General features: G+C 46.0%; 22 protein-coding genes. 3 read left to right on the forward strand and 19 right to left on the reverse strand.

All coding sequences use genetic code 11. The features are described 5' to 3' along the window. Positions 1-41: 41 nt before the first annotated feature. From MHI48_RS20035 to MHI48_RS20055, 5 genes are all read right to left on the reverse strand, one after another. A complete protein-coding gene (locus MHI48_RS20035; protein WP_036614392.1) occupies positions 42-1,295 on the reverse strand; it encodes an aspartate kinase in 1,254 nt (417 codons plus the stop codon). Positions 1,296-1,485: 190 nt separating this feature from the next. Further along, entirely contained in the window at positions 1,486-2,043 is a 558-nt protein-coding gene (efp, locus tag MHI48_RS20040) for an elongation factor P (RefSeq protein WP_036614394.1), read from the reverse strand. Between the two features lie 290 nt (positions 2,044-2,333). Further along, positions 2,334-3,407 (reverse strand): Xaa-Pro peptidase family protein, encoded by a 1,074-nt coding sequence (locus MHI48_RS20045; RefSeq protein WP_036614396.1) that lies wholly within the window; start codon positions 3,405-3,407, stop codon positions 2,334-2,336. Positions 3,408-3,446: 39 nt separating this feature from the next. Further along, on the reverse strand, positions 3,447-3,890 hold the full coding sequence (gene aroQ / locus MHI48_RS20050) for a type II 3-dehydroquinate dehydratase (RefSeq protein ID WP_036614400.1): 444 nt from the start codon (positions 3,888-3,890) through the stop codon (positions 3,447-3,449). 76 nt (positions 3,891-3,966) lie between these two features. Further along, complete coding sequence (locus tag MHI48_RS20055; RefSeq protein WP_036614402.1) at positions 3,967-4,545, reverse strand: YqhR family membrane protein; 579 nt, start codon at positions 4,543-4,545, stop codon at positions 3,967-3,969. A 213-nt stretch (positions 4,546-4,758) separates the two neighbouring features. Between MHI48_RS20055 and MHI48_RS20060 the strand changes: the two genes are divergently transcribed. Both MHI48_RS20060 and MHI48_RS20065 read left to right on the forward strand, forming a co-directional pair. After that, positions 4,759-5,751 carry a DUF1385 domain-containing protein gene (locus MHI48_RS20060; protein WP_036614405.1) on the forward strand — a complete coding sequence of 331 codons (993 nt, stop codon included), beginning with the start codon at positions 4,759-4,761 and terminating at the stop codon, positions 5,749-5,751. A gap of 5 nt (positions 5,752-5,756) precedes the next feature. After that, positions 5,757-6,089 (forward strand): hypothetical protein, encoded by a 333-nt coding sequence (locus MHI48_RS20065; RefSeq protein WP_036614407.1) that lies wholly within the window; start codon positions 5,757-5,759, stop codon positions 6,087-6,089. 61 nt (positions 6,090-6,150) lie between these two features. Here MHI48_RS20065 and MHI48_RS20070 read toward each other — a convergent pair whose 3' ends face one another. The 3 genes from MHI48_RS20070 to mntR all read right to left on the reverse strand — a co-directional run bounded on the left by MHI48_RS20070 (position 6,151) and on the right by mntR (position 9,492). Continuing rightward, on the reverse strand, positions 6,151-7,152 hold the full coding sequence (locus MHI48_RS20070; protein WP_036614410.1) for a patatin-like phospholipase family protein: 1,002 nt from the start codon (positions 7,150-7,152) through the stop codon (positions 6,151-6,153). Positions 7,153-7,243: 91 nt separating this feature from the next. Continuing rightward, positions 7,244-8,854: a family 10 glycosylhydrolase gene (locus MHI48_RS20075; protein WP_036614413.1), complete on the reverse strand. Its 1,611-nt coding sequence runs from the start codon at positions 8,852-8,854 to the stop codon at positions 7,244-7,246. A 209-nt stretch (positions 8,855-9,063) separates the two neighbouring features. Beyond that, positions 9,064-9,492, reverse strand: coding sequence for a transcriptional regulator MntR (mntR, locus tag MHI48_RS20080; protein WP_036614415.1), 429 nt, complete (start codon positions 9,490-9,492; stop codon positions 9,064-9,066). A 192-nt stretch (positions 9,493-9,684) separates the two neighbouring features. On the opposite strand from mntR, the gene splB reads away from it, so the two are divergent. Continuing rightward, positions 9,685-10,755 carry a spore photoproduct lyase gene (splB, locus tag MHI48_RS20085; RefSeq protein WP_036614416.1) on the forward strand — a complete coding sequence of 357 codons (1,071 nt, stop codon included), beginning with the start codon at positions 9,685-9,687 and terminating at the stop codon, positions 10,753-10,755. 146 nt (positions 10,756-10,901) lie between these two features. Here the strand turns inward: splB and MHI48_RS20090 are convergent, their stop codons facing one another. The 11 genes from MHI48_RS20090 to MHI48_RS20140 form a co-directional block, all read right to left on the reverse strand. Then, positions 10,902-11,615, reverse strand: coding sequence for a cytochrome c biogenesis CcdA family protein (locus MHI48_RS20090; RefSeq protein ID WP_036614418.1), 714 nt, complete (start codon positions 11,613-11,615; stop codon positions 10,902-10,904). Positions 11,616-11,664: 49 nt separating this feature from the next. Beyond that, on the reverse strand, positions 11,665-12,468 hold the full coding sequence (locus MHI48_RS20095) for a metal ABC transporter permease (protein WP_017687569.1): 804 nt from the start codon (positions 12,466-12,468) through the stop codon (positions 11,665-11,667). Positions 12,469-12,514: 46 nt separating this feature from the next. Next, complete coding sequence (locus MHI48_RS20100) at positions 12,515-13,291, reverse strand: metal ABC transporter ATP-binding protein (protein WP_235193988.1); 777 nt, start codon at positions 13,289-13,291, stop codon at positions 12,515-12,517. 81 nt (positions 13,292-13,372) lie between these two features. Next, on the reverse strand, positions 13,373-14,431 hold the full coding sequence (locus MHI48_RS20105) for a metal ABC transporter solute-binding protein, Zn/Mn family (RefSeq protein WP_081746024.1): 1,059 nt from the start codon (positions 14,429-14,431) through the stop codon (positions 13,373-13,375). A 243-nt stretch (positions 14,432-14,674) separates the two neighbouring features. Beyond that, complete coding sequence (gene metG, locus MHI48_RS20110) at positions 14,675-16,735, reverse strand: methionine--tRNA ligase (RefSeq protein WP_076318961.1); 2,061 nt, start codon at positions 16,733-16,735, stop codon at positions 14,675-14,677. Between the two features lie 418 nt (positions 16,736-17,153). Further along, positions 17,154-17,405, reverse strand: coding sequence for a membrane protein insertion efficiency factor YidD (yidD, locus tag MHI48_RS20115; protein ID WP_017687565.1), 252 nt, complete (start codon positions 17,403-17,405; stop codon positions 17,154-17,156). A 2-nt stretch (positions 17,406-17,407) separates the two neighbouring features. Beyond that, positions 17,408-17,872 carry a Fur family transcriptional regulator gene (locus tag MHI48_RS20120; RefSeq protein ID WP_017687564.1) on the reverse strand — a complete coding sequence of 155 codons (465 nt, stop codon included), beginning with the start codon at positions 17,870-17,872 and terminating at the stop codon, positions 17,408-17,410. A gap of 338 nt (positions 17,873-18,210) precedes the next feature. After that, positions 18,211-20,466, reverse strand: coding sequence for a stalk domain-containing protein (locus tag MHI48_RS20125; RefSeq protein WP_036674972.1), 2,256 nt, complete (start codon positions 20,464-20,466; stop codon positions 18,211-18,213). Between the two features lie 275 nt (positions 20,467-20,741). After that, positions 20,742-22,370: a beta-N-acetylhexosaminidase gene (nagZ, locus tag MHI48_RS20130; protein ID WP_036674971.1), complete on the reverse strand. Its 1,629-nt coding sequence runs from the start codon at positions 22,368-22,370 to the stop codon at positions 20,742-20,744. Positions 22,371-22,398: 28 nt separating this feature from the next. Then, a complete protein-coding gene (locus MHI48_RS20135; protein ID WP_036674970.1) occupies positions 22,399-24,030 on the reverse strand; it encodes a response regulator in 1,632 nt (543 codons plus the stop codon). Next, positions 24,027-25,862 carry a sensor histidine kinase gene (locus MHI48_RS20140; RefSeq protein ID WP_036674969.1) on the reverse strand — a complete coding sequence of 612 codons (1,836 nt, stop codon included), beginning with the start codon at positions 25,860-25,862 and terminating at the stop codon, positions 24,027-24,029. The genes MHI48_RS20135 and MHI48_RS20140 overlap by 4 nt, the downstream gene beginning before the upstream one ends. Positions 25,863-25,876 lie beyond the last annotated feature (14 nt).

Below are 25,876 nucleotides of genomic sequence, written 5' to 3' on the forward strand. Positions count from 1 at the left end.
GCAACAGTACACCTTTGCTAATTTACATATATTGAAGATACTTATCTGCGATCTTGAGGTCCACCGATAACGGCTTGCTCGGCAGTGTCGAGATCATATGCTGTATGCAATGCCTTAATGACGTCATGCAGCTTATCTCCGTCAATAACACAAGATACTTTGATCTCGGAAGTGCTCACCATCTTGATACTCACGCCTTCAGCCGAAATGACTTTGAACATCTTCGCAGCTACACCAGGATGACTGACCATGCCTGCGCCAACAATGGAGATTTTAACGAGGTTCTCCTCAGATGTAACTTCACGGTAAGGCAAGCGGCTGTGAAGGCCTTCAATGACACGTAATGCGTTCTCACGATCAGACAGCGCCACAGAGAACGAGAAGTCCGCTTTGCCATCCATCACTCCGCTCTGAACGATAATGTCCACATCCAGCTGATTGGATGCAAGCGCACCAAATACTTCGGCCAGAACTCCTGGTACATCCGGCACACCCAGAATACTGATGCGAGCCACGTTTTTGTCATAGGCAATACCACTAACCACTACGCCTTGTTCCATTGCTGCTTCCTCCTTCACAACCGTTCCTTCATTATGGTTAAAGCTGGATCTTACGATTAAAGGTACACCGGAATGCTTCGCGTACTCTACTGCACGCGGATGCAACACCGCTGCTCCCAAATTAGCAAGTTCTAGCATTTCGTCATACGATATTTCCTTCAGCTTGCGCGCAACCTTAACGATCCGCGGGTCCGTAGAATAGATTCCGTCTACATCCGTATAGATCTCACACGCATCAGCCTTAATCGCTGCCGCCAGCGCTACAGCTGTTGTATCCGAACCACCACGACCGAGCGTTGTGATCTCGCCGTCTTCCGTCATGCCCTGGAAGCCTGCAACAATAACAATGTTGCCCTCGGCAAGTGCTGCATTCACACGGTCAGGTTGAATATCATGAATACGTGCTTTTCCGTGAACCGGCTCTGTGCGGAATCCCGCTTGCCAGCCCGTAAACGATACTGCCTTACGTCCAAGCGCTTGAATAGCCATCGATAACAAAGAGATCGAAATCTGTTCTCCTGTCGTTAAGAGCATATCCATCTCACGAGCAGGCAGTTCACTATTCAGTTGTTTTGCCTGATCAATCAAATCATCTGTTGTATCCCCCATGGCCGAAACCACAACTACACACCGATGTCCTTCATCAGCTTTTTCTACAACACGTCCGGCCACACGCTTCATGCGTTCTGTATCTCCGACCGAGCTACCCCCAAATTTCATGACGTACAATGACAACGCAAATCCACTCCCTACCTTGTGCAGTATGCATAATTAATGTCCATCGTCATTATTCTCTACGAGAAATGACTTTAACCCAGTATATTACGAAAGCGCCTGATAGGCTAATCTTTTTTCGAAAAAACCCTCTGCCAAAGGAATGGCAAAGGGTTGTTAATAACCTTTTTTAGCTTACAAGCTGTGAAAGTTACGCACGGGAAGAGTATTTACCTTCACGTGTGTCAATCAGGAGAACGTCACCTTCGTTAATGAACAAAGGAACCTGTACGTTCAAGCCTGTTTCCACTTTTGCATTTTTGGTAGCGCCTTGTGCAGTGTTACCTTTAACACTTGGCTCAGTCTCGATGACTTTCAACTCAACGCTTGTTGGCAAGTCAATTCCGAGAATTTCACCTTGGTAGCTAACAATCTTAACGACCATGTTTTCTTTCAGGAAGTTCAATTCCCATTCCAGTTGTTCACTAGTCAATGTGAACTGATCATATGTTTCGTTATCCATGAACGTGTGCTCTGTACCGCTTGCATACAGGTAGGATACGCCACGGTTTTCAATAATGGCACGACCAATCGTTTCGCCTGCACGGAATGTTTTTTCAACAGTGTTACCGTTACGCAGGTTTTTCAATTTGGAACGTACAAAGGCAGCGCCTTTACCTGGTTTAACGTGTTGGAAATCAAGTACGGTATAGATATCGTTATCTACTTGCACGGTCAAGCCTGTTTTAAAATCGTTTACTGAAATCACAAAAAATCCCTCCTGATATGGTTAAAAAGTAGGTGATATAAGACGATGGGTTAATGTTATATGTAAAATGAGCCCAAGAATGGCCACCTCGTTCACTTCGATTGCAGTACCATCCTCTGATCGCTGTTATCCCCAGATTTTTTTGATCCCATTATCAATGGGAAAATCCGGTGATAAAGGCGAACGCTTCGCTTCTTCAGATTGGTTCTGCACTCTCTGTTATGGTGAAATTTCTTATTTTCAATTTAAATAACACATTAAAAATCGTCTTATATCCCTGTGGCTGTAATTTAGCCGATTACGGTGAACTTCTTGTCCGACTTCGTGAGAATATGAATACCCGTCTCGGTAATCACTACGTCATCCTCGATACGCACGCCGCCAAGCCCGTCAATATATATACCCGGTTCAACGGTAACGACCATACCCGGTTTCAATACATCGTCGCTAAGCTTGGACAAGCGAGGAGCTTCGTGAACTTCCATACCCAGACCGTGGCCTGTGCTGTGTCCGAATTGATCTCCATATCCGTGACCTGCAATGATATCACGAGCCAATGCATCTGCTTCCCGTCCGGTCATGCCCGGTTTCAGGTTCTCCAGCGTATGTAACTGAGCTTCCAGTACAATGTCATAAATTTTGCGCAGTTCAGGTACAGGTGTACCTGTTGCAATGGTACGTGTCAGATCTGAACAGTATCCGTCCAAAAGTGCACCAAAGTCAAATGTAATTAACTCATTTTGTCCGATGACCTTGCTGCTCGCTACACCGTGAGGCATAGCAGAACGTTCACCCGATGCTACAATGGTGTCAAACGAAGAGGACGTTGCTCCATGCTTGCGCATGAAAAACTCCATCTCCAGATCCACTTCACGCTCCGTCATACCTGGTTTTGCAAACTGCAAAACGTGGCTGAACGTGGCATCCGCCAGATCTGCTGCTCTCTGCATAACCGCGATCTCATCTTCATCCTTGAACATACGAAGTTGTTCCACGATCCCGGATACAGCTTTCAGTTCGATAGATTGAAGTGCTTCAGCATAAGCGGAATGCGTGCCAAATGTGACACTATCCTGCTCGAAGCCCACTTCTTTGATATTTGCGGATGCCAGTAGTTCACGCACTGTATCCATCGGCTTGGCTCCATGCTCCACAACGGTGAATCCTTTGGCTTGTTGAGGCGCTTGTGACATATAACGGAAATCAGTCAGCAGATATGCATCCTGTTCCGTAATTAGCACATATCCCGCCGAGCCTGTAAAACCCGTCATATAACGACGGTTAATCGGGTTTGTAATCAGCATTGCAGTGAGTTCATGCTCACGCATGGCTTCACGCAACTTATTTACTCGTTTGTTTTCCATCGGTAACCCTTCTTTCTCTCACATTCCCGGGTTCCCGGCTCAGGTTTGTTTGTCCAGATGACGCACAAGAGCCAGCAATCCCAGTTCATAGCTTACTTCGCCAAATCCGGCAATCTGCCCGATTGTTTCCGCTGCAATCACTGAATGATGTCTGAACGCTTCGCGTGCATGAATGTTGGATAGATGTACTTCCACTGTAGGGACTTTTACAGCATTGATTGCATCACGTATAGCATAGCTATAATGGGTAAATGCTCCGGCATTCAGTATTATTCCGTCTGCCTCACCCATCGCTGCATGAATGCGGTCAATGATGTCCCCTTCATGGTTCGATTGATAAAAAGCGATGGAGACGCCAATTTCATCAGCCTGTCTGCGAATTTTGTCCTCAATATCCTTCAGACTAAGCGTTCCATAGATGCCCGGTTCGCGTACACCAAGCATGTTCAGGTTCGGACCATTGATCACAATAATTCGTTTCATCGCTGCTCCACCCTCTCTGCAAATAACCATCTGCTATTTTAACACAGCCATTGCCGGATTGAGAAGCTTTTTTGCGCTATGCCCCCGCTTGCTCCGGCTCGCGTTTGCGTTCGTCCGTGTACTCCATGGCTACCGTGTAACCAATGAACAGCCCCCATAACAAAAAGAAACAGAGTTCCGTGATGATTGAATCCCACGTTAAACCGTTCAAAGGTTTCATCATCCCCAGTTTTGGTCCGACCAGTATAAAGAGAATCAGCCACCAGACGATTCCATATACCATGCCGGGTAACGGTCCTTTCAGTTTTCTAATCGTGAACGTGTAGAGTAAGGATGCCAAGATGGAAAAGACGATAAAAAACAGCCAGCCTGTCAAATGTCCTGCTGCGGTATATATATATTCATGTTTGAAAAAAGGCTCGGCCAGAAATCCGACAGGTACAATCGTAAAATGCAACAGATAGAATAGCCAATGTAGCCCACCCCAGATAAAACCGGCAAAGAAGCCAAGCTCTAATGCAAAGGAAAATGGCTTCGTATAGTAGTGTGCTTGACCTTGCCTCTGGGTAGGGCGCCTGCCCTTGTCTTTTGGCTGCCGTTCTTTCTTACGTTGACCTTCATCTTGTGATGTATCTTCATGCTTACGTTCTGTCATCGATATTCTCCTTCATTCAGTTGATAATCCCGCATTATGCCTCGAATTTCCGCTCCGATTCTACGAGGTAGTATGTTCAAAACAGGACAATCTTAACAACATCCTTCAAGGTTTGACTCACAAACTAGAAATTGGTCTCAAAATTCGATACAATAGGGTTATTAAACTGCCTTTGATCGCGAAGGCCTAGAACAGAATAGGAAGGTGAATAATTTGCCTCAACAATCCAAGCCTGTCAGCTATGGGGGGCAAGCTGTCATTGAAGGCGTAATGTTCGGTGGGAAACATGTCAACGTTACAGCTGTTCGTAGAAAAGACGGCGAAATTACGTATCTGGAAGTTCCCAAGCAAGACAAGTCCTGGGTCACGAAATTGCGGCGGATTCCTTTATTACGCGGAATTGTCAGCATTATAGATTCAAGTGTCAAAGGTAGCAGACATCTCAATTATTCTGCTGACGCCTATGCTGATGATGAACTGGAACCGGAAGAGAAAGCCAATCAAAAAGAGAAAGAAGGTTCGGGCTGGAGCCTTAGCATGATCATTGGTGTGACCGCCGTTGCCATCCTTTCATTCCTTTTTGGTAAAGTTGTGCTCACATTGCTTCCTGTTGTTATCGAGAATTTTCTATTCAAAAATGCATTCGACAATCAGTTTTTGCATAATTTACTGGAAGGCGGCATTAAGCTGATCCTGTTACTCGCTTATCTGTGGTTAATCTCACAGACGCCGATGATTAAACGTCTCTTCCAGTATCATGGAGCGGAACACAAAGTAATCAGCGCACATGAAGCTGGTGAAGAACTGACACCGGAGAACGTGCAAAAGTACAGCCGACTGCACTACCGCTGCGGAAGCAGTTTCATTATGTTGACTGTCATTATTGGAGTGTTTCTATACTCCCTCTTCACGTACGATAACCTCTGGGAACGGATGGGTCAGCGTCTGTTGTTATTGCCAGTTGTGCTAGGCATTTCTTTTGAACTGTTAAAGCTCACGAATTCAGTACGTGATATTCCTGTACTGCGTTATCTCGGATACCCGGGATTGTGGCTGCAATTGCTGACAACAAAAGAGCCGACCAACGAACAGGTAGAAGTATCCATTGCTTCGTTTAACCGCATGCGTGAGTTGGATGCCAAGCTTGCCAATGTCTCTGCTACGTCAGAAGTACCTGTTGCAACACTCGATCCTGTGAAAGGGTGAATGATATGAACAAGCAGGCAATCTTATTTTGGACGTTCATCGCACTAGCTGCTGTTGGAGTCTTGACTTGGCTGGGGAACGCTAGTCCATCCAGGATCATTATTCCTCTGGTCGTGTTCGGAGCCGTATTCCTGCTGTACAAATATCCGCCTCGTCGCTGGGCAAGCAAAACCAAATCACCAAAGATTAAGCCATCGGCACGAACCATGGCAAAAGTCAATGCACAGTCCAGTGCCAGAAAGAGCAGCGGCTCTTCAAAGAAACGCAAGGATTATCCTTTCCAAGTGATTCAGGGACAAAAAGGGAAAAGCGATGAAGATATACCGAAATTTCACTAAAAGGTACTGAACAACCAAAAAAGCAATTCTCCCAACATGCGGAGAATTGCTTTTTTCACGTTTATACAGGAATCAGAGGTGGAGCTTCTGCCTGTTTCTTGCGCAATTCTTTTCTTTGTTTGTCCAGCTGTTCATCATACATTTTCATATTCCACCCATTGAAAAACTCGTTCCCTGCGGTTGCGCCTGATCGATATAAGGCTGTGCTATCCTGTAACGATAAATGAAATTGCGTCGGTTTAATGCCAAGCGTTGGTATCTTCACTGTGCGAAACCGGTTAATCTGTTCGATGTAGCGTTCATCATGTGCTGTGAGCATCGTCTCTACAAGGGCCTGAAGCATGCTTAGCGGTCCTTTAATCCGGGCAGGTTCCACTTCCGTCTTCCCCACCATTTTGAATCCGACAACCGGAATGACGTCTCCTCCTCGTTCGGAACGATCACCATCGAAGAGCCACAACGGAAAATTGCTAAGCAATCCACCATCCACGACATACACAAACTGATCTTGAAAAGGAAGTCCTTTGGAGAATACTGGTGATTTGCGTATGACTACCGGATCGAAAAAATACGGGATACTGCAACTCATACGAACCGCCTTTGCAACATCCAGCTTCGCAGGGTCAATGCCGAACCGCCGAATATCGTCTGGCAACACCAGAATGGTCCCATTGGATATATCGGATGCGGTAATAAGCAACTTACCTTGTGGCAAGTCAGCGAATGTGCGAATCCCTTTCTGCTCCAACATCTTGCGAATCCATGATTCCAGCGCTTCTCCCGAATATAGTCCTTTCTTCAAGAACAGCCTTGCCGCGGGTCCGATCCATCGGGTATTAAATATGGGGGAACGACGCAGCAATGAAACAAAGGGGGTATTCTCAATAATGACTTTCATCTCTTCGGCCCTGTAACCGGCCGCTAGCAGAGCAGCTACAATGGAACCGGATGATGTGCCTGCCACTCGATTAAACTGAATGCCGCAGTCTTGAGCACCCTGCACAGCACCTGCAAGCGAGATCCCTTTGACGCCTCCACCTTCAAACACCGCGTTAATTAACATAACAAAAAACCCCCGTTCTCCAGGCAGCCACGTTTCTACTGCCACTCTATGAGAACAAGGGTTTGTCTTATCACTGTATTGTTAAAATGTTTTATAGACCATAGTAGGCTTTTAATCTGGCAATCAAGCCGAGAGGGTTCTTCGTCAGGTACTGTGAACTGAAGAATATATCCCCTTTAACCGAAGAATACTTCTTGTTGTAGTTCAGCTGATCGATGATCTCCTGTGATGTCTGCCAGCCGATCTCTGGCGTACCTAACTTATAAGGAGAGTGACCGATATACAATTTTACATTTGTGTTAGCCACTTCATTCGCCCACCAGTCGACAACTTTGTCGTATCGGGCTACGTTCAATGTCATACTCCAATATACCTGAGGAGCAACATAGTCAATCCACTCCTGATTAATCCATGTCCGCACATCTGCATTCATGCTGTCATACGCGGTTACTCCTGCTTTGGTATCAGAACCTGTCAGATCAACAGATTTGTTACGCCACACACCAAATGGACTAATTCCATATTCAACGTTAGCTTTCACGCTGTGAATGCTCTGCCCGAGCTGCTTAACGAACTGATTGATATTGTCCCGACGCCATTCAGCACGGTCTTTGGTATTCAATGTGTTATAGGTTTTGAAGGCTGCATCATCATTAAAAGTCACATTGGACGGATAGAAATAATCATCCAGATGTACGCCATCAATATCATACTGATTGACCACTTCCATGATCGTATCGATAATATGCTGTCTGGCTTCCGGGATACCCGGGTTAATGTACATTTTGCCAGACGCATTCACAATCCAGTCTGGATGAAGCTTGGAGATGTGGTTTGCAGCCAAGTTTGACGTACTCGCTGAGTTCGTTGCTCTGAACGGATTAAACCAGGCGTGGAACTCCAGGCCCCGTTTGTGTGCTTCCTCAACCATAAAGGCGAGGGGATCATAACCAGGATCTTTACCTTGTGTTCCTGTCAATACGCTGTTCCAAGGTACCAGACCTGAAGGATAGATGGCATCCCCATTAGCTCTCACTTGGACAAATACGGCATTAATGCCCATACCTTGCAACGTATCTAGCTGTTTTGTATACTCCTGTTTTTGCTTCTCTACATTTCCCTTGGCACCGGATGTAGGCCAGTCTCCATTCACAGTGGAAATCCAGGCTCCCCGCATCTCTTCAGAAGCTGGTACAGTGCCCGTGCCTCCAGGCTCCGCTGGGGTTGCCGGGGTTGGTTCAGGAGTTGGGCCTGATTCGTCTCCTGTGTACAGATCAATAGTCTGGGCTGACTGATTCCAGTTCACTCGAATGCCCAGGTTCTCACTGACGAAACGAATGGGTACCATGACCCGACCTTGTTTCAATTCAACCGATGCATCCAGACCAACTACAGCGTTATCCACAGTCGCCTGTTGGCGTCCGCTTGTCATAGAGATGACCGAATCGGATTTCTGAATGGTCACGGTACGAGTGGCTTGAGACCATAGAACAGACGCACCCAGTCCTTCGCTAATAACACGCAGAGGCACCATCGTTACATTTACTTTGGGCAAGATGTAGGGTGATACATCCGATTCCAAACGGTTTCCGTCTAGAAAAATAGCGATTTCCTTCTGCCCGGCTGCTTGTGCCGTCATGCCTGCTGTCTGTAATCCAAGTACAAAAATGAGCAGCAGCATCAATCCTTTACGAACGTTCATTAGTGCAATCCTCCAAAATCATTATAAATTTGCGGTAAATTCTACTAGTTTAATAGACGCTCCTACCGTTCGTTTAGTTGCGAAAATCACCAAATTATGGTGTGATTGCACACAAAAAAATGCTTCCTGCCATTGAAACGGCAAGAAGCATCCTTTGATCACAGGATACAATTCATTGTAGATCACCATGTGTATTCCACTGCTGAAACTTAAGACTCCGTATTACTCATGACGTCCTGAAGGTTTTTGAGGTCACGCAACCGACTCTCATCCTGACGGAAGTATTCAACCAAGGACTCGATGCATGTAATGGAGTCCCAGCTCAGATGATGTTCAATGCCTTCAACATCATTGTAGATATTTTGTTCCTGAACACCAATCGTTGTCAAAAATTGTTCAAGCAGATGATGGCGCTCCATCAAACGTTTGCCCATCTTTTTGCCTTTTGGCGTAAGCACCAGTCCGCGGTACTTTTCATAGATCAGGTACTCGTCTTTGTCCAGCTTTTGGATCATCTTCGTCACCGATGAAGGATGTACTTCCAGTCCTTCAGCTATATCAGACACACGAGCATAGCCCTTTTCATCAATTAATTTGTATATACGCTCCAAATAATCTTCCATACTGGGCGTTGGCATCTGCTTCCCTCTTTTCTCTCTGACCGGCCCCTATTCGTGCCTGGTCCCTATCTTATAATGATACATGTTATCAATACGCATTGGCAAGTCCTGTACAGTTCGGAGCGCGCTGTTACACAAGTAATTGGCAGGCGTGACTTCTCCCCAAATGAGGCAAACTAAGCAAAGTTCCGCATCGAAAGGAGTGATTTCGTGAGTACAAGTGTAGCCTCACCGCCAGTTCGTAAAGCAAAAGGTACTAAACCCTTTATTCCCGATTTGGTGTATTTTGAACCCGGTGCGTTGGAATATGATAAGGGCAAACGGATTATGGAATGGGTGACATCCAAAAACATACCTTATCAGATGACCACATCCCATAACCGAATCACAAACTTGCCGGGTGAAACCGAACAAGAAAAATATCGGATGGCAAAGCGTACTCTGGTCGTCGGTGTGCGCAAAACACTCAAGTTTGACCAGTCGAAACCTTCAGCGGAATATGCCATTCCCATCTCTACAGGCTGTATGGGGCACTGCCATTATTGTTATCTTCAAACTACACTTGGTGCGAAACCTTATGTCCGTGTCTATGTCAATACCGAGGAGATCATTCAGGCTGCCAAAGGATACATTGAAGAACGCGCGCCTGAAATTACACGATTTGAAGCTGCCTGTACGTCTGATCCCGTAGGACTCGAGCATATCACGGAGAATTTAAGTGACCTGATTCGTTTTATGGCGGAAGAAGAATATGGGCGCTTGCGATTTGTAACCAAATATCATCACGTTGATCCGTTGCTGAACCTTAAACATAACGGCCACACCCGTATCCGGTTTAGTGTCAATTCGGATTATGTCATCAAAAACTTTGAACCGGCTACCTCCAGATTTGAGGAACGCATTGAAGCTGCTGGCAAAATTGCACACGCCGGTTATCCCCTGGGATTCATTATCGCTCCGATCATGTGGTATGAAGGCTGGGAAGAAGGATACTCGGATCTGTTGCAGAAGCTGGCAGATACGCTTCCAGAGGAAGCAACCAAGGATCTTACCTTTGAGATGATCCAGCACCGTTTTACCAAAACGGCCAAAGCAACCATTGAGAAACGTTATCCTAAAACCAAGCTGGAGATGGATATCGAGAAACGTAAGATGAAATGGGGCCGCTGGGGTCAGTACAAGTATGTGTATAAGGATGACCAGCAAGATGCGCTGCGCGAATTCATTACGGAACGGATCTTTGAACATTTCCCACTAGCCAGTATTGATTACTTCACCTAAACGAACAACAGGATTGCCCAAAATCATATTCAGTTAAAAGCATTCCTAACAAACGATTAAAAAGCAGGTTACATGACCCAGAGTGACTCTGGTGACATGTAGCCTGCTTTGTCATGCATTTTTTAATTCAAATTCAGTTCATCCGCTTAAATGATCATCCAGTCTGGTGTAATCTGCTGCAACCAGATCGTAATCTTCGTCATCTGATCTGTAAAAAGCAATACCCCAAGGAACAACATTAATGCTCCCCCAACTTTCATCATGACATTGGAATACCGTAAGATCCAACGTGTCGAACCAATGAAAAAGGCCAAAATGAAGAACGGGATTGCAAACCCTGCCGTATAACCTGTAATCAGCGCCAGCCAGGTTGTGGGCTCACTTGCAGCCATAGCAATGATTGCTGTTAGAATAGGGCCAATACACGGCGACCACCCTGCTGAGAAACCGATACCAAATATAAAAGAGCCCAGATAGCCTGCTGGTTTCCATTTCATATCCAGCTTGCGTTCCTTCATCAGAAACTGTGGCTTGAACACACCAAGCAAAAACAACCCCATAAGCATAATCAAAATCGCAGACAATTGCCGAATCAGTTCACGGTTATCATTGAAAAATTGGCCAAACAGTCCTGCACCCAGGCCAAGCGAATAAAATACAGCCGAGAAGCCTAAAATAAATGCCAGCGTATGCGTCATGGTCTTAAAGCGGACTTCGCGCTGATTGCGGTCATCCTTCAATTGTTGCACCGTCATACCTGTAATGTAGGAGAGGTATGATGGATACAGCGGAAGACAACATGGTGATATAAATGAGACTAAACCTGCTACAAAAGCCATCCATACATTAACATCAGGCATGAAGCGGATGTCTCCCTTCCCCGGGCTCACGTGCTTTCTCGTTCAGTCGTCAGGCTCGGAACCCTTTTTTTCCAATCATCGTCAGAATCAGCATCATGATCAGCAATAATACAATCGTTGCTCCAGGTGCGAGGTTCCAGATACCTGCTACAACCAGTCCAAGGACTACGGCAATTTCGCCAATCACCACGGACAAAATAATAGCGGATTTGAAACTTCGGGCCATCAACAGGCTGACTGCTACCGGAATCGTCAATAGCGCTGACACCAGAAGCGCACCGACAATCTTGATCGCCGTGCTTATGACAAGTGCTGTCATCACAGTGATCAACATGTTCAGAATTCTCACAGGCAACCCTGTAACCGCTGCCGCATCTTCCTCAAAGCTAAGCAGGAAAAATTCCTTATGTAACAATGCCACTACAATCACCACGATCAGCGTAACCACACCTACAAGCTTCAGATCCGTAGCGTCTAACGTATATATACTGCCGAACAAATAACTCATGACATCTGCATTATATCCTTTGCCCAGCGTGAAGAACAAGGAAGCAAGGGCCACGCCACCGGACATGATAATGGCAATCGATAATTCGGCGTAACTCTTGTACGCTTTGCGCAATTTCTCTATCGCAAATGAAGCAAGCACGGCAAATATCAAGCCTACCGCAATGGGATACACTTCAATCAGGAATCCAAGTGCAACACCGGCAATGGTCACATGAGACAAGGTGTCTCCAATCATGGATAACCGCCGTAAGACGAGGAACAGTCCGATTAACGGAGCGGTAATGCCAATTAACAACCCACCCGCCAGGGCACGCTGAAAAAAATCACTCATTAATATTTCCAAAACAAACACGACTCCTTCGGCCTTACTCTAATCTAATGGAATACGGCTAGCGTACCTGTGCAGTGGTATGTTGCAGATTGGTCTCAGCACAATCCTGTACCTCATGCGAATGACGGACATGAAAATTAATTTTGCCATTCGTTACCACAGCTTCAGAGCCCAGATAACTCTCCATCCGATCCATATCATGAGACACCATTAGAAAAGTCATTCGGTGATGTTCATGCATATGGGTAATCAGTTCAAAGAAACTGGCCTGTGATTCAGCATCAATACCTACGGTAGGTTCATCCAGAATCAACAGATCCGGGTGATTGATAAGCGCTCGTGCCAAAAATACACGCTGCTGCTGTCCGCCGGACAATTGACCAATACGTTTGTTCGCCAGATCCTCGATCCGCATGACCTGCATCGCATCCGTGCACTGTTGCTGACATTTGCGAGACATACGACGGAACATGTTTTTGTTATTATACAAGCCTGACATGACCACTTCACGAACGGTCGCAGGGAACAACGGGTTAAATGCATTCTTTTGAGGCACATACCCGATTCGGTCCCAGTCCTTGAACCTCCGGATCGACTGTCCGAATAGTTTGATATCTCCCTGCGCAGGAGGAAGAAGTCCTACCAGCATGCGCAGCAATGTCGTTTTACCAGCCCCATTGGAACCGATAATCCCGACAAAGTCCCGTTCCTGGGCCATAAAATCGAGATTCTCAATCACTCGCTGGTCCCCATAGGAAAATGATAGTTTCTCGATCTCTATAATTGGATCATGACATAGTGGCATGATTTGCTGCATGGCAAAGCCGCCCTTCATTATATATAAGAATCCCATAGCGTCCTAAGAGCCTTCACCGTGAACGGTAAAGACTCTTCGCTCTGAATTCTTCATTATATCTTATTTTAATGCGATCAGCAGATTTTGCAAATTTTTCTCCATGAGGGTGAAATAATCATCCCCGTTTGTTGCCTGCTCCTTGGTCAATCCCTCAACCGGATTAAGGACCATGGTCTCCACTCCTGCTTCACTTGCCAATGTTTTCGCCAATTTGTCAGATACCAGCTCTTCGAAGAAAATGTATTTAATGCCTTCATCTTTAACGAGTTTCGCAAGCTTCACAATATCCTGTCCTGTCGGTTCAGCATCCGGGGAAAGTCCCATAATGGCATGCTGGGTTAATCCATAATCACGTGCAAGGTAGCCAAACGCTTGGTGCGAGACAACAATTTCGTTGTTTGGTACGTTAGCCAATTCATCTGTAAAACGCTGATCCAGCGTCTCAAGCTTGGTACGAAGCTCTTCATAACGTTGTTCGTAACCTGCTTTGTGATCAGGATCTGCCTCGACCAGACTATTTTTGATGTTTTCAGCCATGATCATGGCTGATTTCGGACTAACCCACGTATGTGGATCAATATGATGATCAGCGACATCTTCACTTGCAGCCTCATCAGTATGTTCATCTGCATGCTCGTCTTCGTGCTCTTCGCCGTGACCGTGCCCATCATCACCCTCAGCAGTTAACAGCTTAACACCTTCACTGACGGCAACAGACTTCACCTGTGTATCGCTATTCAGCGACTTCAGGAAATTCGGAACCCATCCTTCCAGTCCAGCTCCATTATAGAGAAACAGCTGTGCCTTGGACGTATTAACGATATCCTGACTCTTCGGAGTCCAGTCATGTGGCTCTACTCCCGTTGGCAGCAGGTTAATAACATTGGCATCCTCACCACCAATTGCAGTCGTAAAAGCATATACAGGATAAAATGTCGTCACGACGTTTACCTTGCCTTCCACAATCTTCGCATTATTGGAACTATCCTGCCCACACGCTGACAATACCAGCAAAGTGAGAATAAGCAAACCCGTCCACAGTAACTTCATGTTGCCTCTTTTGCTCGTCTTCCCTATCCGGTTATCCTGAGCTTGATGTTGCACTTTATAAAATGTCATTATGATTCACTCCGCATCTCTTAATCGTAAACATTACTGAAAGAATTATAGGTAACCTGAACCTACTTGTCAAGCTATCCCGTCCTATTCATTCTTTCCTGAAGTACGGAGTTCATAACAGTATATGCTTGTTCTCTTCCCTTAAGATGCGATTTATATCAACAAAAAAAGGGGCCCGAATTACATCGGGCCACCTTGAGTCATTTTTATGACAGAATTTGAATCAATTTCATAACTAAATTCTTATTTCACTTGTGCGCCATTAGGCATGTTGTCTGGTACTGTAGCAAGTGTAAGCTGGTCGCCATGCGATGCTGCAAGGATCATTCCCTGAGACAGTTCACCACGAAGTTTCACCGGTTTGAGGTTGGTCACACAGATGACTTTGCGTCCAACCATCTCTTCTGGCGAATAGAACTTCGCAATTCCAGATACAACCTGGCGCTGCTCATAACCCAGATCGAGCTGCAATTTCAGCAACTTATCCGCTTTTTTGACCGGTTCGCAGGCAATGACTTGCGCGACACGCAGTTCAACTTTGGCAAAATCGTCAATACCGATCTCTTCGGTACCTTCAGGTGCAGTTACAGGTTCAACAGCTGCTGAAGCTCCAGCATTTGCTTGACTTACTTCAGGCTGTGCCGCTTTTTGGCCACCAGTCATTGCTTCGGAGATATAAGCAATTTCCTGTTCGGAATCCAAACGCGGGAAGATTGGATCACCTTTTTGCAATGCGTTTCCAGCTGGAACCAGACCCCATTGCTTGGCTGTATCCCAAGCCGTAAGTTCACCTTCCTGAATGCCGAGCTGTGCCCAGATTTTATGAGGAGCACGTGTCAGGAACGGTTGCAACAGAATCGAAGCAATTCGCAAGCTTTCGATCAGGTGAGCCATAACGGATGCCAATTCATCACGTTTTGCTTCATCACGAGCCAGCGCCCATGGCTGCGTCTCGTCAATATATTTGTTGGTGCGGCTGACAAACTGGCTGATCGCTGTCAGTGCTACGGAAAACTGCAGGTTTTCCATCGCCTGTTCCACTTTTTCCACCGTAGCATGGCCTGCTTCTTCCAGCGAAGCATCAAATTCCGTTACATTCGATGCAAACGCAGGGGCTTTGCCTTCAAAATATTTGTCTACCATGGCAACGGTACGGTTCAACAAGTTACCCAGATCGTTTGCGAGGTCGGAGTTAACACGTTCTACGAAGCTCTCTGGTGTAAAGGTACCATCGGAACCAAACGGTACTTCACGCAGCAGGTAATAACGCAGTGCATCGAGACCGTAACGGTCAATCAGAGTCACTGGATCAACGACATTGCCTTTTGATTTGGACATCTTGCCGTCCTTCATCAACAACCAGCCATGTGCAAACACTTTCTTCGGCAAAGGCAAGTCCAGCGCCATCAACATAATTGGCCAGTAGATCGTATGGAAACGAACAATTTCTTTCCCTACTAGATGAACATCCGCAGGCCAGAACTTGTTATACAGGGATGCATCGGATGAACCGTAGCCCAGTGCTGTAATATAGTTGGACAACGCATCAATCCACACATAAACCACGTGTTTTGGATCGTCTTTAACTTTGACGCCCCATTCAAATGTAGTCCGCGATACGGCCAAATCTTCAAGACCTGGCTTGATGAAGTTGTTGATCATCTCGTTCTTACGGGATTCCGGCTGAATAAAGCCCGGGTTCTCTTCATAATATTTCAACAAACGATCTGCATATTTGCTCATACGGAAGAAGTAAGATTCTTCTTTGACCAATTCAACCGGGTGTCCGCTATCCGGGCTCTTGGCCGAGATAATCTCACCCTTCTCATTTTTCTCTACATCCACCAGTTGAGTCTCTGTGTAATACGTCTCATCCGGAATGCTGTACCAGCCTTCGTACTCACCTTTGTAGATATCTCCCTGTTTCAGCAAACGGTCAAAGATATCCTGAACAATGGTTTTGTGACGCTCTTCGGTTGTACGGATAAAGTCGTCATTGGAAATGTCCAACTTGTTCCACAGTTCCTTGATCCCCACAACGATATCGTCGATAAAAGCTTGCGGTGTTTGTCCTTTCTCTTGTGCCTTGCGCTCAATCTTCTGGCCATGTTCATCGGTTCCTGTCAGATAATGAGCATCATAACCGCGTAGACGCTTGTAACGAACCATCGCATCTCCCGCCACAGTTGTATACGCATGCCCAATATGCAATTTGTCACTCGGATAATAAATCGGGGTTGTCAGATAAAATGTTTTTTGGTCAGCCATGAATGACTTCTCCTCCTTCAAATGTTCCTGCTTCATGTGATCCCTTCGTCCAAAACAACTAAAAAAGAACACAAAAAACTCCCGCCCCTATGGGACGAGAGTTGCTCTCACGTGTTACCACCCAAATTCCCCATGTTTTTCACAAAACACAGGCTCTGTCGGTCCTTCGACCGCCCATTAACGCTGGATCACGCCTCAGCCTTACGACAGCAGCTCTGAAATCACTGTCTGCACGCTCGAAAGAGGTTCCTCCGGGACCATATTCCATCCTCCTCCCAGACCGGTTCTCAGCTCATCCGGCTCTCTGCACTGGGGGTGTGTCTGTACTTATCCCTTCACTGGAAATCATATAGGAAAAATATACTGAAATGCGGACCCCTTTGTCAAGTGGACAGCATACTCAAGTTCAATCCTGGCCTGCTTCCAGGCCACCCGAATACTTCAAGCTACATCGTTACTCTGATACCATCATGGATTTCTCCGCCTTTGGTGGCACCAGATCTACACCGCCTGGATGAAACGGGTGACATTTGGCAATACGTTTCGCTGTTAACAACGAACCTTTGAGCGCACCGTGCACTTCAATCGCCTCCATGGCGTAAGCCGAACAGCTCGGATAGAACCGACATGTTGGCGGTGTTAATGGAGAGATATAGTTGCGGTACACCCGAATGGGTGCCTGAGCAATTCTGCGCGATAACTTCATGGTCAGTGCTTCCCATGAGCGTGCGTATGTCCCGATGCCGCTTTGGCCGGAGCATGCTCAGCACAGTCCTTGCAATATCCAAATACCTCGAACTTGTGGTCCACAACCTGAAATTGCTCAGGCGCATCCGCAAGCTGCATCGGGCAAAAAATAATAGGATATGTCTTCTGACACTTCAGACAGATCATATGATGGTGATGATGATCTTCACTACAGTGCGCTTTGAATTTAACGCCATCTTCGAAGATGACCTGTTCCAGTACACCCAGTTCCTGCATCACCCGCAAATTACGATATACTGTGTCAAAACTCAGTCCGCTGTATGTCTTACCCATATATTCATAGACGTCCTTGGGTGTAAGATACCCGGGAGACTCAGCAAATAACCGGGCCAGTGTTTTCCGCTGATCGGTAATGCGAAGCCCCTGTGAGGACATGGTTGAAATAATCTGTTCTGTCGACAGCATGATCTAAAGCACCTCCTGTCATACGAGCATTTTGCATCATTCATAGAGCGACAGTTTATTCGGCAAAAGCAAAAACTTTTGCTTTCTTGTATACCTCTAATAATGCATCAAATTACGATTAGAGTCAACGAAGACACCGGGTTAAGTCATTTTAACATCACATAAAAAGGACTCCATGCACATGCATTGCCATTAGTCTAGCTTGAGCTAATGACATTACATTTTGATGGAGTCCCTTCCTGACGGTTCAGATGATCAATCGTTCGGGCGACTTTTGGGGTGAACGGGTATATATGATATAAGCTTTCACTCCAAACCGTCCGTGCATGTTCATGGTATTACTTTTCAGCCGGAAGCGGCGTGAACAGCAGGTTAACAGGCAAGTTACTTCCTGGTGCCGCCGAGAAGAGAATAGTTACACTCTCGCCGTACGAACCTGTGCGATACATAACACTTTGCTCATTAGGTGCAGTTACAGATTTACCTGTGGAAATCTGAACGACCTGTCCATTCACGAGTGCCACACCTGAATATCTGCCTCCACGAGGGTTGAATGAAATCAACGTGCGCGGAGCAACATTATTCAATGTAATTTTGTACAATACACCGAAGTTACCCGCGTTGGACGCTTCAGTGAAAGCCATAGGGTCCGTTCCTACAAGGTTTGGATCACTTGCATTGTCTCCAAGTGGAAGACGTGCAGGTTTCGACCCTACTTCTTGATCATACGTAATGATCCGTGTTGCATTTGGATAGGTACCACGGTTGTGAACTCCATCACGATCCAGAACCGGCAGGCTCGATAACACTTCCATCGGGTCCTTGTTTTCTTCGATCATGATAATGTTGTAATCCAGTTCATAGTCACTGAATACATCCGAATACAAGGAAATGACTTGTCCCTGTTTCATCGGAAGAACGCTCAGATCATTAAGAATAAGCTTGCTTTCTCCTGGCTGGATGTACACTTTCTTTTGTCCGGTACCATTCTGCATCGACTGGAACCAACGGTCAATCGACAGCTTTCCAGCTACCGTTGCAAAAGGAGACGGTCCTGCAAAACCCATGTTTTGCTGGTCAATGGATGCCGTGTATGCATTGTTGTTTGTCGCTACAACATACATTTTTACGCTTTTGCCCGTGTTGTTCACATGGTGAATCATGAAGCGTGTCTGTCCAAAGGAAGATTCCTTGTACACAATGCCTTCCGTATTCACGGTTTCCGGGCTGTTACTGCGGATCAGCAGACTTGGTTCATCATAATAAGTGAAAGGTACTTTCTCCAATGCCGGTACTCCACCACCGTCAAAAGTGAACTTCTCACCGACTGGTGTGAACAATTGATTAAAGTCAGTCACACTATAAAGTGTTTCTCCCGTAATATTGATCATCTTGGTATAGCTATTGCTAGCACCATGTTTATCGGTAACTGTAATCGTTACGGTCTTCGGTCCTGGAACAAAGAATGCAAGTGCATTGTTATCCCATTCGGTTTTTACAATTGCATTCTCATCATCTGTGCTTTGATCAATATAAGTGATTTTCTCACCCATTTTGTATTCTTCTTTATCTGTCGTAAACATTGCCACAGGTGGCAAATTCGGTCTTTCAACCTTAATAGTAACCGAATACGGATCGCTCCATTGACCACTTGAATCCTGGACCGCATAGGTTACTGTGTATACACCTGGTTGGTCGAATGAATCCTGACGGCCTGTCCAACGCTCATCTACAATGCTGAGTCCCTTGGGAGAGCTGGATCTGGTTGTGTAGGTTACCTGGTCTCCGGCAAAGACCTCTTTTTGTACCGTGAAGCTTGCCACCGGTTTGGTACTCAGATTCAATACAACCGTTTTGGCAGATTGATTTACTTTATACGTAATGTCCAGAGCCTGTGTAATTGAAGTCAACGGCACCATGAACGTATTTTTTTGTTGATAAGCCGCGCCCTTCATCGTTCTGGACACACCATTAACGGTATAGATCTTGCTATTTGTTTTGAAACGCAGCTCATCTTCACCACTAATAATGATCGTTTCTTTAGTTGTGTTATCATATTTGACATCATAGCCAACCCGATCAACGAGAGCACGGATCGCTACATAGGATACACCATTTTTTACAGCCATCGGCTGTCCAGCAAGATATGTTTTGCCATCTTGCATCATTTTATTACTGTTCATATAAAGAGTGAGGTCTCCACCCCGGCCTCCAGCAACAGATGAACCGCCTGTAGATGGTTGCTCCACTTCTACTGGTGCAGGTGCTGGTGTTTCCTCAGCTGTACCTTCTTCGTCCATAGGTTCAATTACCGGCTCAACAGGAGTCGCGTCTGTTCCTGTAGGAACATCTGTCTCAGGAGGGTTCACTTCTTCAGTTGTTTCATTATTTGATGTTGGAGTGTTTGTTCCGGATTTCACTTCGGATTCCGCGATGGTCTGTTCTTTCTTCACAACCTCCACGGATTTAACTTTGGCTGTATTCACTGATGTAGTATCGCTCTGATCTGCTGATTGTGCATTGGCAGGAATCACTGCAAACGCCTGAAACACAGCAAAAGCGGTAAGTATGGACAATTTCTTCTTCAAATTCATTCTTTGTCTTTGGCTCCTTCTGCTCCCATTTTATAAATATCCCCCTCAAAAAGTCATATTATTAGACGCTTGGAACCGGGAAAAGTTGCTAAAAAGTTAAGAGGAGAATTGTAAACTTTTAATAGAAGGAAAATACTATGAAAATAGTTATCTATCAATTATCTTTTTGGCATTCATATCCCAAAATTAACCAATAGAAAATTCCAACAAAAAAATCTCTCCAGGAGATGGTCAATCAGCACCATATCGCAGAGAGATGTAAGGATTAAATAGGTCTAGCGCAAACGGACAGGCAGACTTCCTGTTGGCTGCAGTCCACCGGTTAACACATGGGACAGTACCCGAACAACTGCAGGTGTATTCTCATACGTACACACATAACTTCCCGGCCTCGAAATCTCCAGCAGATCATATGGATTGCGCAGAGCAATTACAATCAGCGAATGATTTTCACTAAGCTTTTCAACCAAAAACTGTTGCCCTTTCGGAAGATGACCTGCCGATGTGTACGTACATACGATAACTTGTTCACTATCTGACACATCAGCCAATATCCGATCTGTTTCATCATAAGTGGGCTGCGTTGTAATTTTGTGCTCACGAACTCTGCCTCGCAGCTGCGATAACGCCATACCCAACGATTCTGTATGGGACCATGGTTCATCCACCTCTGTCCGTTGCACAACCTCAGGCCAGATGACATATACGCCCTTCTCTGGGTCCAACGGCAACAGCCCATCATTATGAACGATGGTAATACTGCTTGAAGCAATCTTGAACAACGTCAATTCGTTGGGCTCAGTGGGTTTAGTGCAATCAACAGGTTCAACATCGGTTGCTTCGACCGTTTCACTCGCTTTCGGCGAAACCAGATGATCATTCTGCTGGCCACAGCGCTTTTTTTTCCATGTCATAATGCGTTCAACCGCCTGATGAATAACCTCTTCCGAGATCCGGCCCGTTCGAACTGCTTCCACAATGGCTTCCAGCGCAGCAACCTGATCTTGCAAGGTATGACTCACCAGAATCAGATCTGCTCCTGCCTCCACAGCACGAATAGCAGCTTCAGCTACCCCATAGGGTTTGGATATTGCATGCATTTCAAGACAGTCTGTAATAATAATGCCTTCAAAACCCATTTCCTCACGTAGCAGACCCGTTAACACCTTATGTGACAACGTAGCCGGAATGGGCTCGGGCTCAATCGAAGGGAACATCACATGAGCTGTCATAATAGCATCAACTCCGGCCTCAATCGCCTTACGGAACGGTAACAACTCCATCTGTTCCAGCCTGTTTCGATCATGAGGTACCGTAACCATACCAAGATGAGAATCTACAGCGGTATCTCCATGTCCAGGAAAATGTTTGGCAGTAGCAGCTATGCCCTGTGATTGATATCCGGTGATGGCTGCTACGCCATGAGCGGCCACACTTTCAGCATGTTCACCATACGAACGCACACCGATAACCGGGTTAAGCGGGTTGTTATTCACGTCGACCACTGGCGCAAGGTTCATATCAATACCGATGTTTTTTAACTCACGACCCAGAATTTGAGCACACTCCAGAGTATATTCCGCATTGCCTGTCGCACCAAGCGCCATATTACCCGGCACTTGGGTCATTCCCTCTTGGTCAATCCGTGCAACCATGCCACCTTCCTGGTCCACCGAAATCATGAGTGGTAGAGCCCCTGCTTCAGCAGCCATCTCTTGCAGTTCGGCGGATAGCCGTGTCAATTGATCTACACTTTCGACATTACGCCGGAAATAAATGACACCCCCGACGTGATAGTCACGGATTAAACGAGTAATCTGTTCATCTGCGTGCTGACTGTGAAATCCACACATCAACAATTGTCCTACCTTTTGCTCCAATGTCAGATCATTCAAGGGTTTCATTCGACCTCTCCTCCCGTTTCCCTTGGTACTACAAACCCAATTGTTTACTCTGCCTGTACTCTGAGGGTTTCATGTGAAAGTGTTTATGAAACACCTTGGAGAAGTAACGGCGCTCCTTGAACCCTGTTGCTTCCCCAATCGCTGTTATGCTCCATTCGGTTGTACTCAACAATAAAGCGGCACTTTCCATCCGTTTCTGCGTCATATATTCCACAAAAGTAACACCCATTTGGGTTTTAAATAGCTGGCAAAAGTATCCCGGGCTGATTCCAAGCCAATCTGAGACTTCATCTATTCCCAAGTCCTGTTGCAGCCGTGCGTCCATATACTCACATGCAGAGAGGATCAGTTCCGATACAGAAGGACGTGGTTGCGTTTGTTTGCCCTGAGAGGCATGGGTAACGACCTCTGCAAGTTCAAGGAGTTCCCTCATGGATACAGCTCCTTGCAGTGCATTCCAAAAGTTCACTTCGTGCTCTTCAGCGAGGGCCTGTATTTCACGCAGTTCCCGAAGCATGTGTACAAGCATAAACCGAAGATTGGTTTCATCTATCCTGTTGAAGGATTGTCCTGAATTCCCCATTTGCTGTTTAAGCCGCTCCAATACATCACATAACCCCTGCTTGTTCCCTTGACGAATCCACCGAGTAACAAGCTCCAGATCTTCTCTTGTAATCCATGAGTTAGCCCCTTTGGAGGCCGTATGATCATACGATAAGGTGGTTTCGGGACAACTCGCCTTCAGCACCTTGTCTTCACTCTCCGAATGGGACATCAGTATTTTTTGACAATGCCGGTATCGCTCCAGAATTTCACTTTCCAGGTTCACGGGCACAGCACCCTGAACAACACTGACCTTCACACTTGAATCCAAGGACAATATCGCATTTAATTCGAGACACAGTTGATGGGCCAGTTCCTCTGAGCGACGTTTCCACTCACCTGATGCCTCCAGCAAGATGCACCACTCCCCTTTGCGAGTCGAAAGAATCTGACAGTCCCCCTCAATTCTCTCTGCTACTTCCCTAAGTCTGGAACTTAAGGTCTCATGCCATCGTTGGTGCTGAAGCTCGGACCAGCCGATAGAATGGCGAAAATAACCGACCGCATCCACCAGCAGCAACGTATACGGTGTAGCAGTTGTTATGAATTCAGGAACAGAGGCAGGATAGGCAACCTTCAACGGTGCTTCTCCTCGCAACAGGTCAATCAACTGTTTGTGTCTGATCCAGCTTTCCATCTCTTGGCTGCGATAACGTTGCGATTCGTTTTCCAGACGTCTCTTCTGGATCTGTCCGGCAAGTTCACGCAGTTTATGTTCCAGATTCAAATAATCAATGGGCTTACATATGTATTCATGTACGTTATACTTGATAGCAGTTCGAGCATATTCAAACTGCTGATACCCGGTCAGCAAAATAATCTCACACGTTTCACCCTGCTCTCGCAGCAAACGAATAAGTTCCAATCCATCCATAGACGGCATTCGAATATCACACAAGAGAATGTCCGGATGACTTTCTGTTACTTTCCCCAGCGCTTCTACACCACTTCTCGCTGTACCTGTGATTTCAATCCCCATCTCTTCCCAGGGTAAAATGTAGTTCAGATTCTCCAGAATCGGCAGCTCATCGTCGACCAGCATTGCAGTCAGATTCATCCGGCTTCCTCCTGCTCATATAATGGAATGATGCATCGAATAACTGTGCCATACCCCGGTGCTGAACATATAAATATGCCATACCCGGCCCCGTATTGAATACGAATTCGATCTGCCACACTTCGTAATCCCAATCCCCTGCGTTCCGTTATGGACGATAATGATTCCGCCCCTTCCGCGAGCATATCTTCCGGTGGATCTTCTGCCATATACTCAAATCGTGCGAGCATTTCCTGGGGAATACCGATCCCATTATCCTCAACACATAACACCAGATGACCCCGTTCTGCATATGCGCTTATCCGCAGTACACCTGGATAGGTGATCCCCTCAAACCCATGTTGAATGCTATTTTCCACCAGAGGCTGAAGGGTAAGCTTAAGCAGAATTGAGCTGTATAGATGGGGTGGAATGTCAATCTCATAGGTGAACAAATCACTGAACCTGTACTGTTGAATCTCCAGATAACTCTGCAAATGTCTTATTTCCTCACCCAGCGGAATCTCCTCCTGATCCTGAATGCTGATACGAAGCATATTGCCAAGTCTGGTCACCATCTCGCTTACTTTACGGCCCTCCCCACGCAGCGCTAATCCATTAATGGATTCCAATGTGTTAAACAGAAAATGAGGTTTGATCTGGGCCTGTAATACACGTAGTTCCGCTTGGGCCTTCTGCTCTTGCTCTGCACGAACACGACGGAATAATCCCCCGATCCGATCCAATAGTTCATTGAACCCTTGCGCAAGCAGCTGCATTTCATCGAACCCTTTTCCTTCCACCCTTGCATTAAAATCACCATCATCCACACGACGCATAAACCTTACAAGTACAGCAATGTTACCCGTAATGCGATTCATGAAAAAAAGATTAAAGATCATCGCTGCGAGCAGACATGACAGAATAATGATGACAGACCAACCTGCAAAGGCATTGGTTTCCGCAGATAAGGCTTCCCATGAAGTCACACTGACGAGACTCCAGTTATAGTTCTTCAGATGATATTGTGAAATGATGCTCTCCTTGCCGTCAAAGACCGTTCTGACGCTACTAAAGCCAGGACCGTAACGGCTGGATTCAGCACCAAGGTTTTGCATGTTCTCACCGTTATATATACCTGCAGGATCATAGACAATCAGCCCTTCTTCATTAATTAACAGGAATGATGTATCCTGTGCCGAATCGCTGATTTGCAGGTGACGGAAGATCCGGTCGATCTCTCCTTTTTTGATCTGAACAACAAGCACGCCGATATTTTGAAAATAACTGAGTTCTTTGACCAGTCTGATCTGGGTGAAGACAGGCTCTACCCCGGTTAATTCGGGATATTCCAGAGGTGCGAGCCATTTAGGCACGCCATTAAGTTGCTGAATTTCGTTGAATAAGGGATGCACTTTGAATTGCTGAAAAGGAAGGGCTTGAAAATTTTCTTTGGTGAAAATGGAGACAATCTGGTTGTTCTCGGACGAACGCAAATCATATAAAAAGGCATAACTAATGAACGGATAATTATATAGAAGGGAACGGAAATTGCGCTGGCTGGCATTCAGGGATAACTGATTACCGGTTCCCAGATCCTGCTTGGTCGGATCTTTGGCATTCAACGCCATTTGAAAAACCGATGTCGCTATCCCGTTGTCGGTCACATTATTAATCTGCTGAAATACATTCTCGATATTGTAGCTGATGGCCTGAAGCGCATATTCGGCCTGTTGATTGTATTTTTTCTCAATCGTATGTGATGTGACCAGAAACATGCCAATGCCCAGCGCACACATCGGTACAATAATCAGCAGCAGAAATGCCAAAGCCAGCTTCATTCGCAAGTTCATATCCCGTTCTCCCT

The sequence above is a fragment of the Paenibacillus sp. FSL H7-0942 genome (assembly GCF_045040715.1).
Taxonomy (GTDB): domain Bacteria; phylum Bacillota; class Bacilli; order Paenibacillales; family Paenibacillaceae; genus Paenibacillus; species Paenibacillus amylolyticus.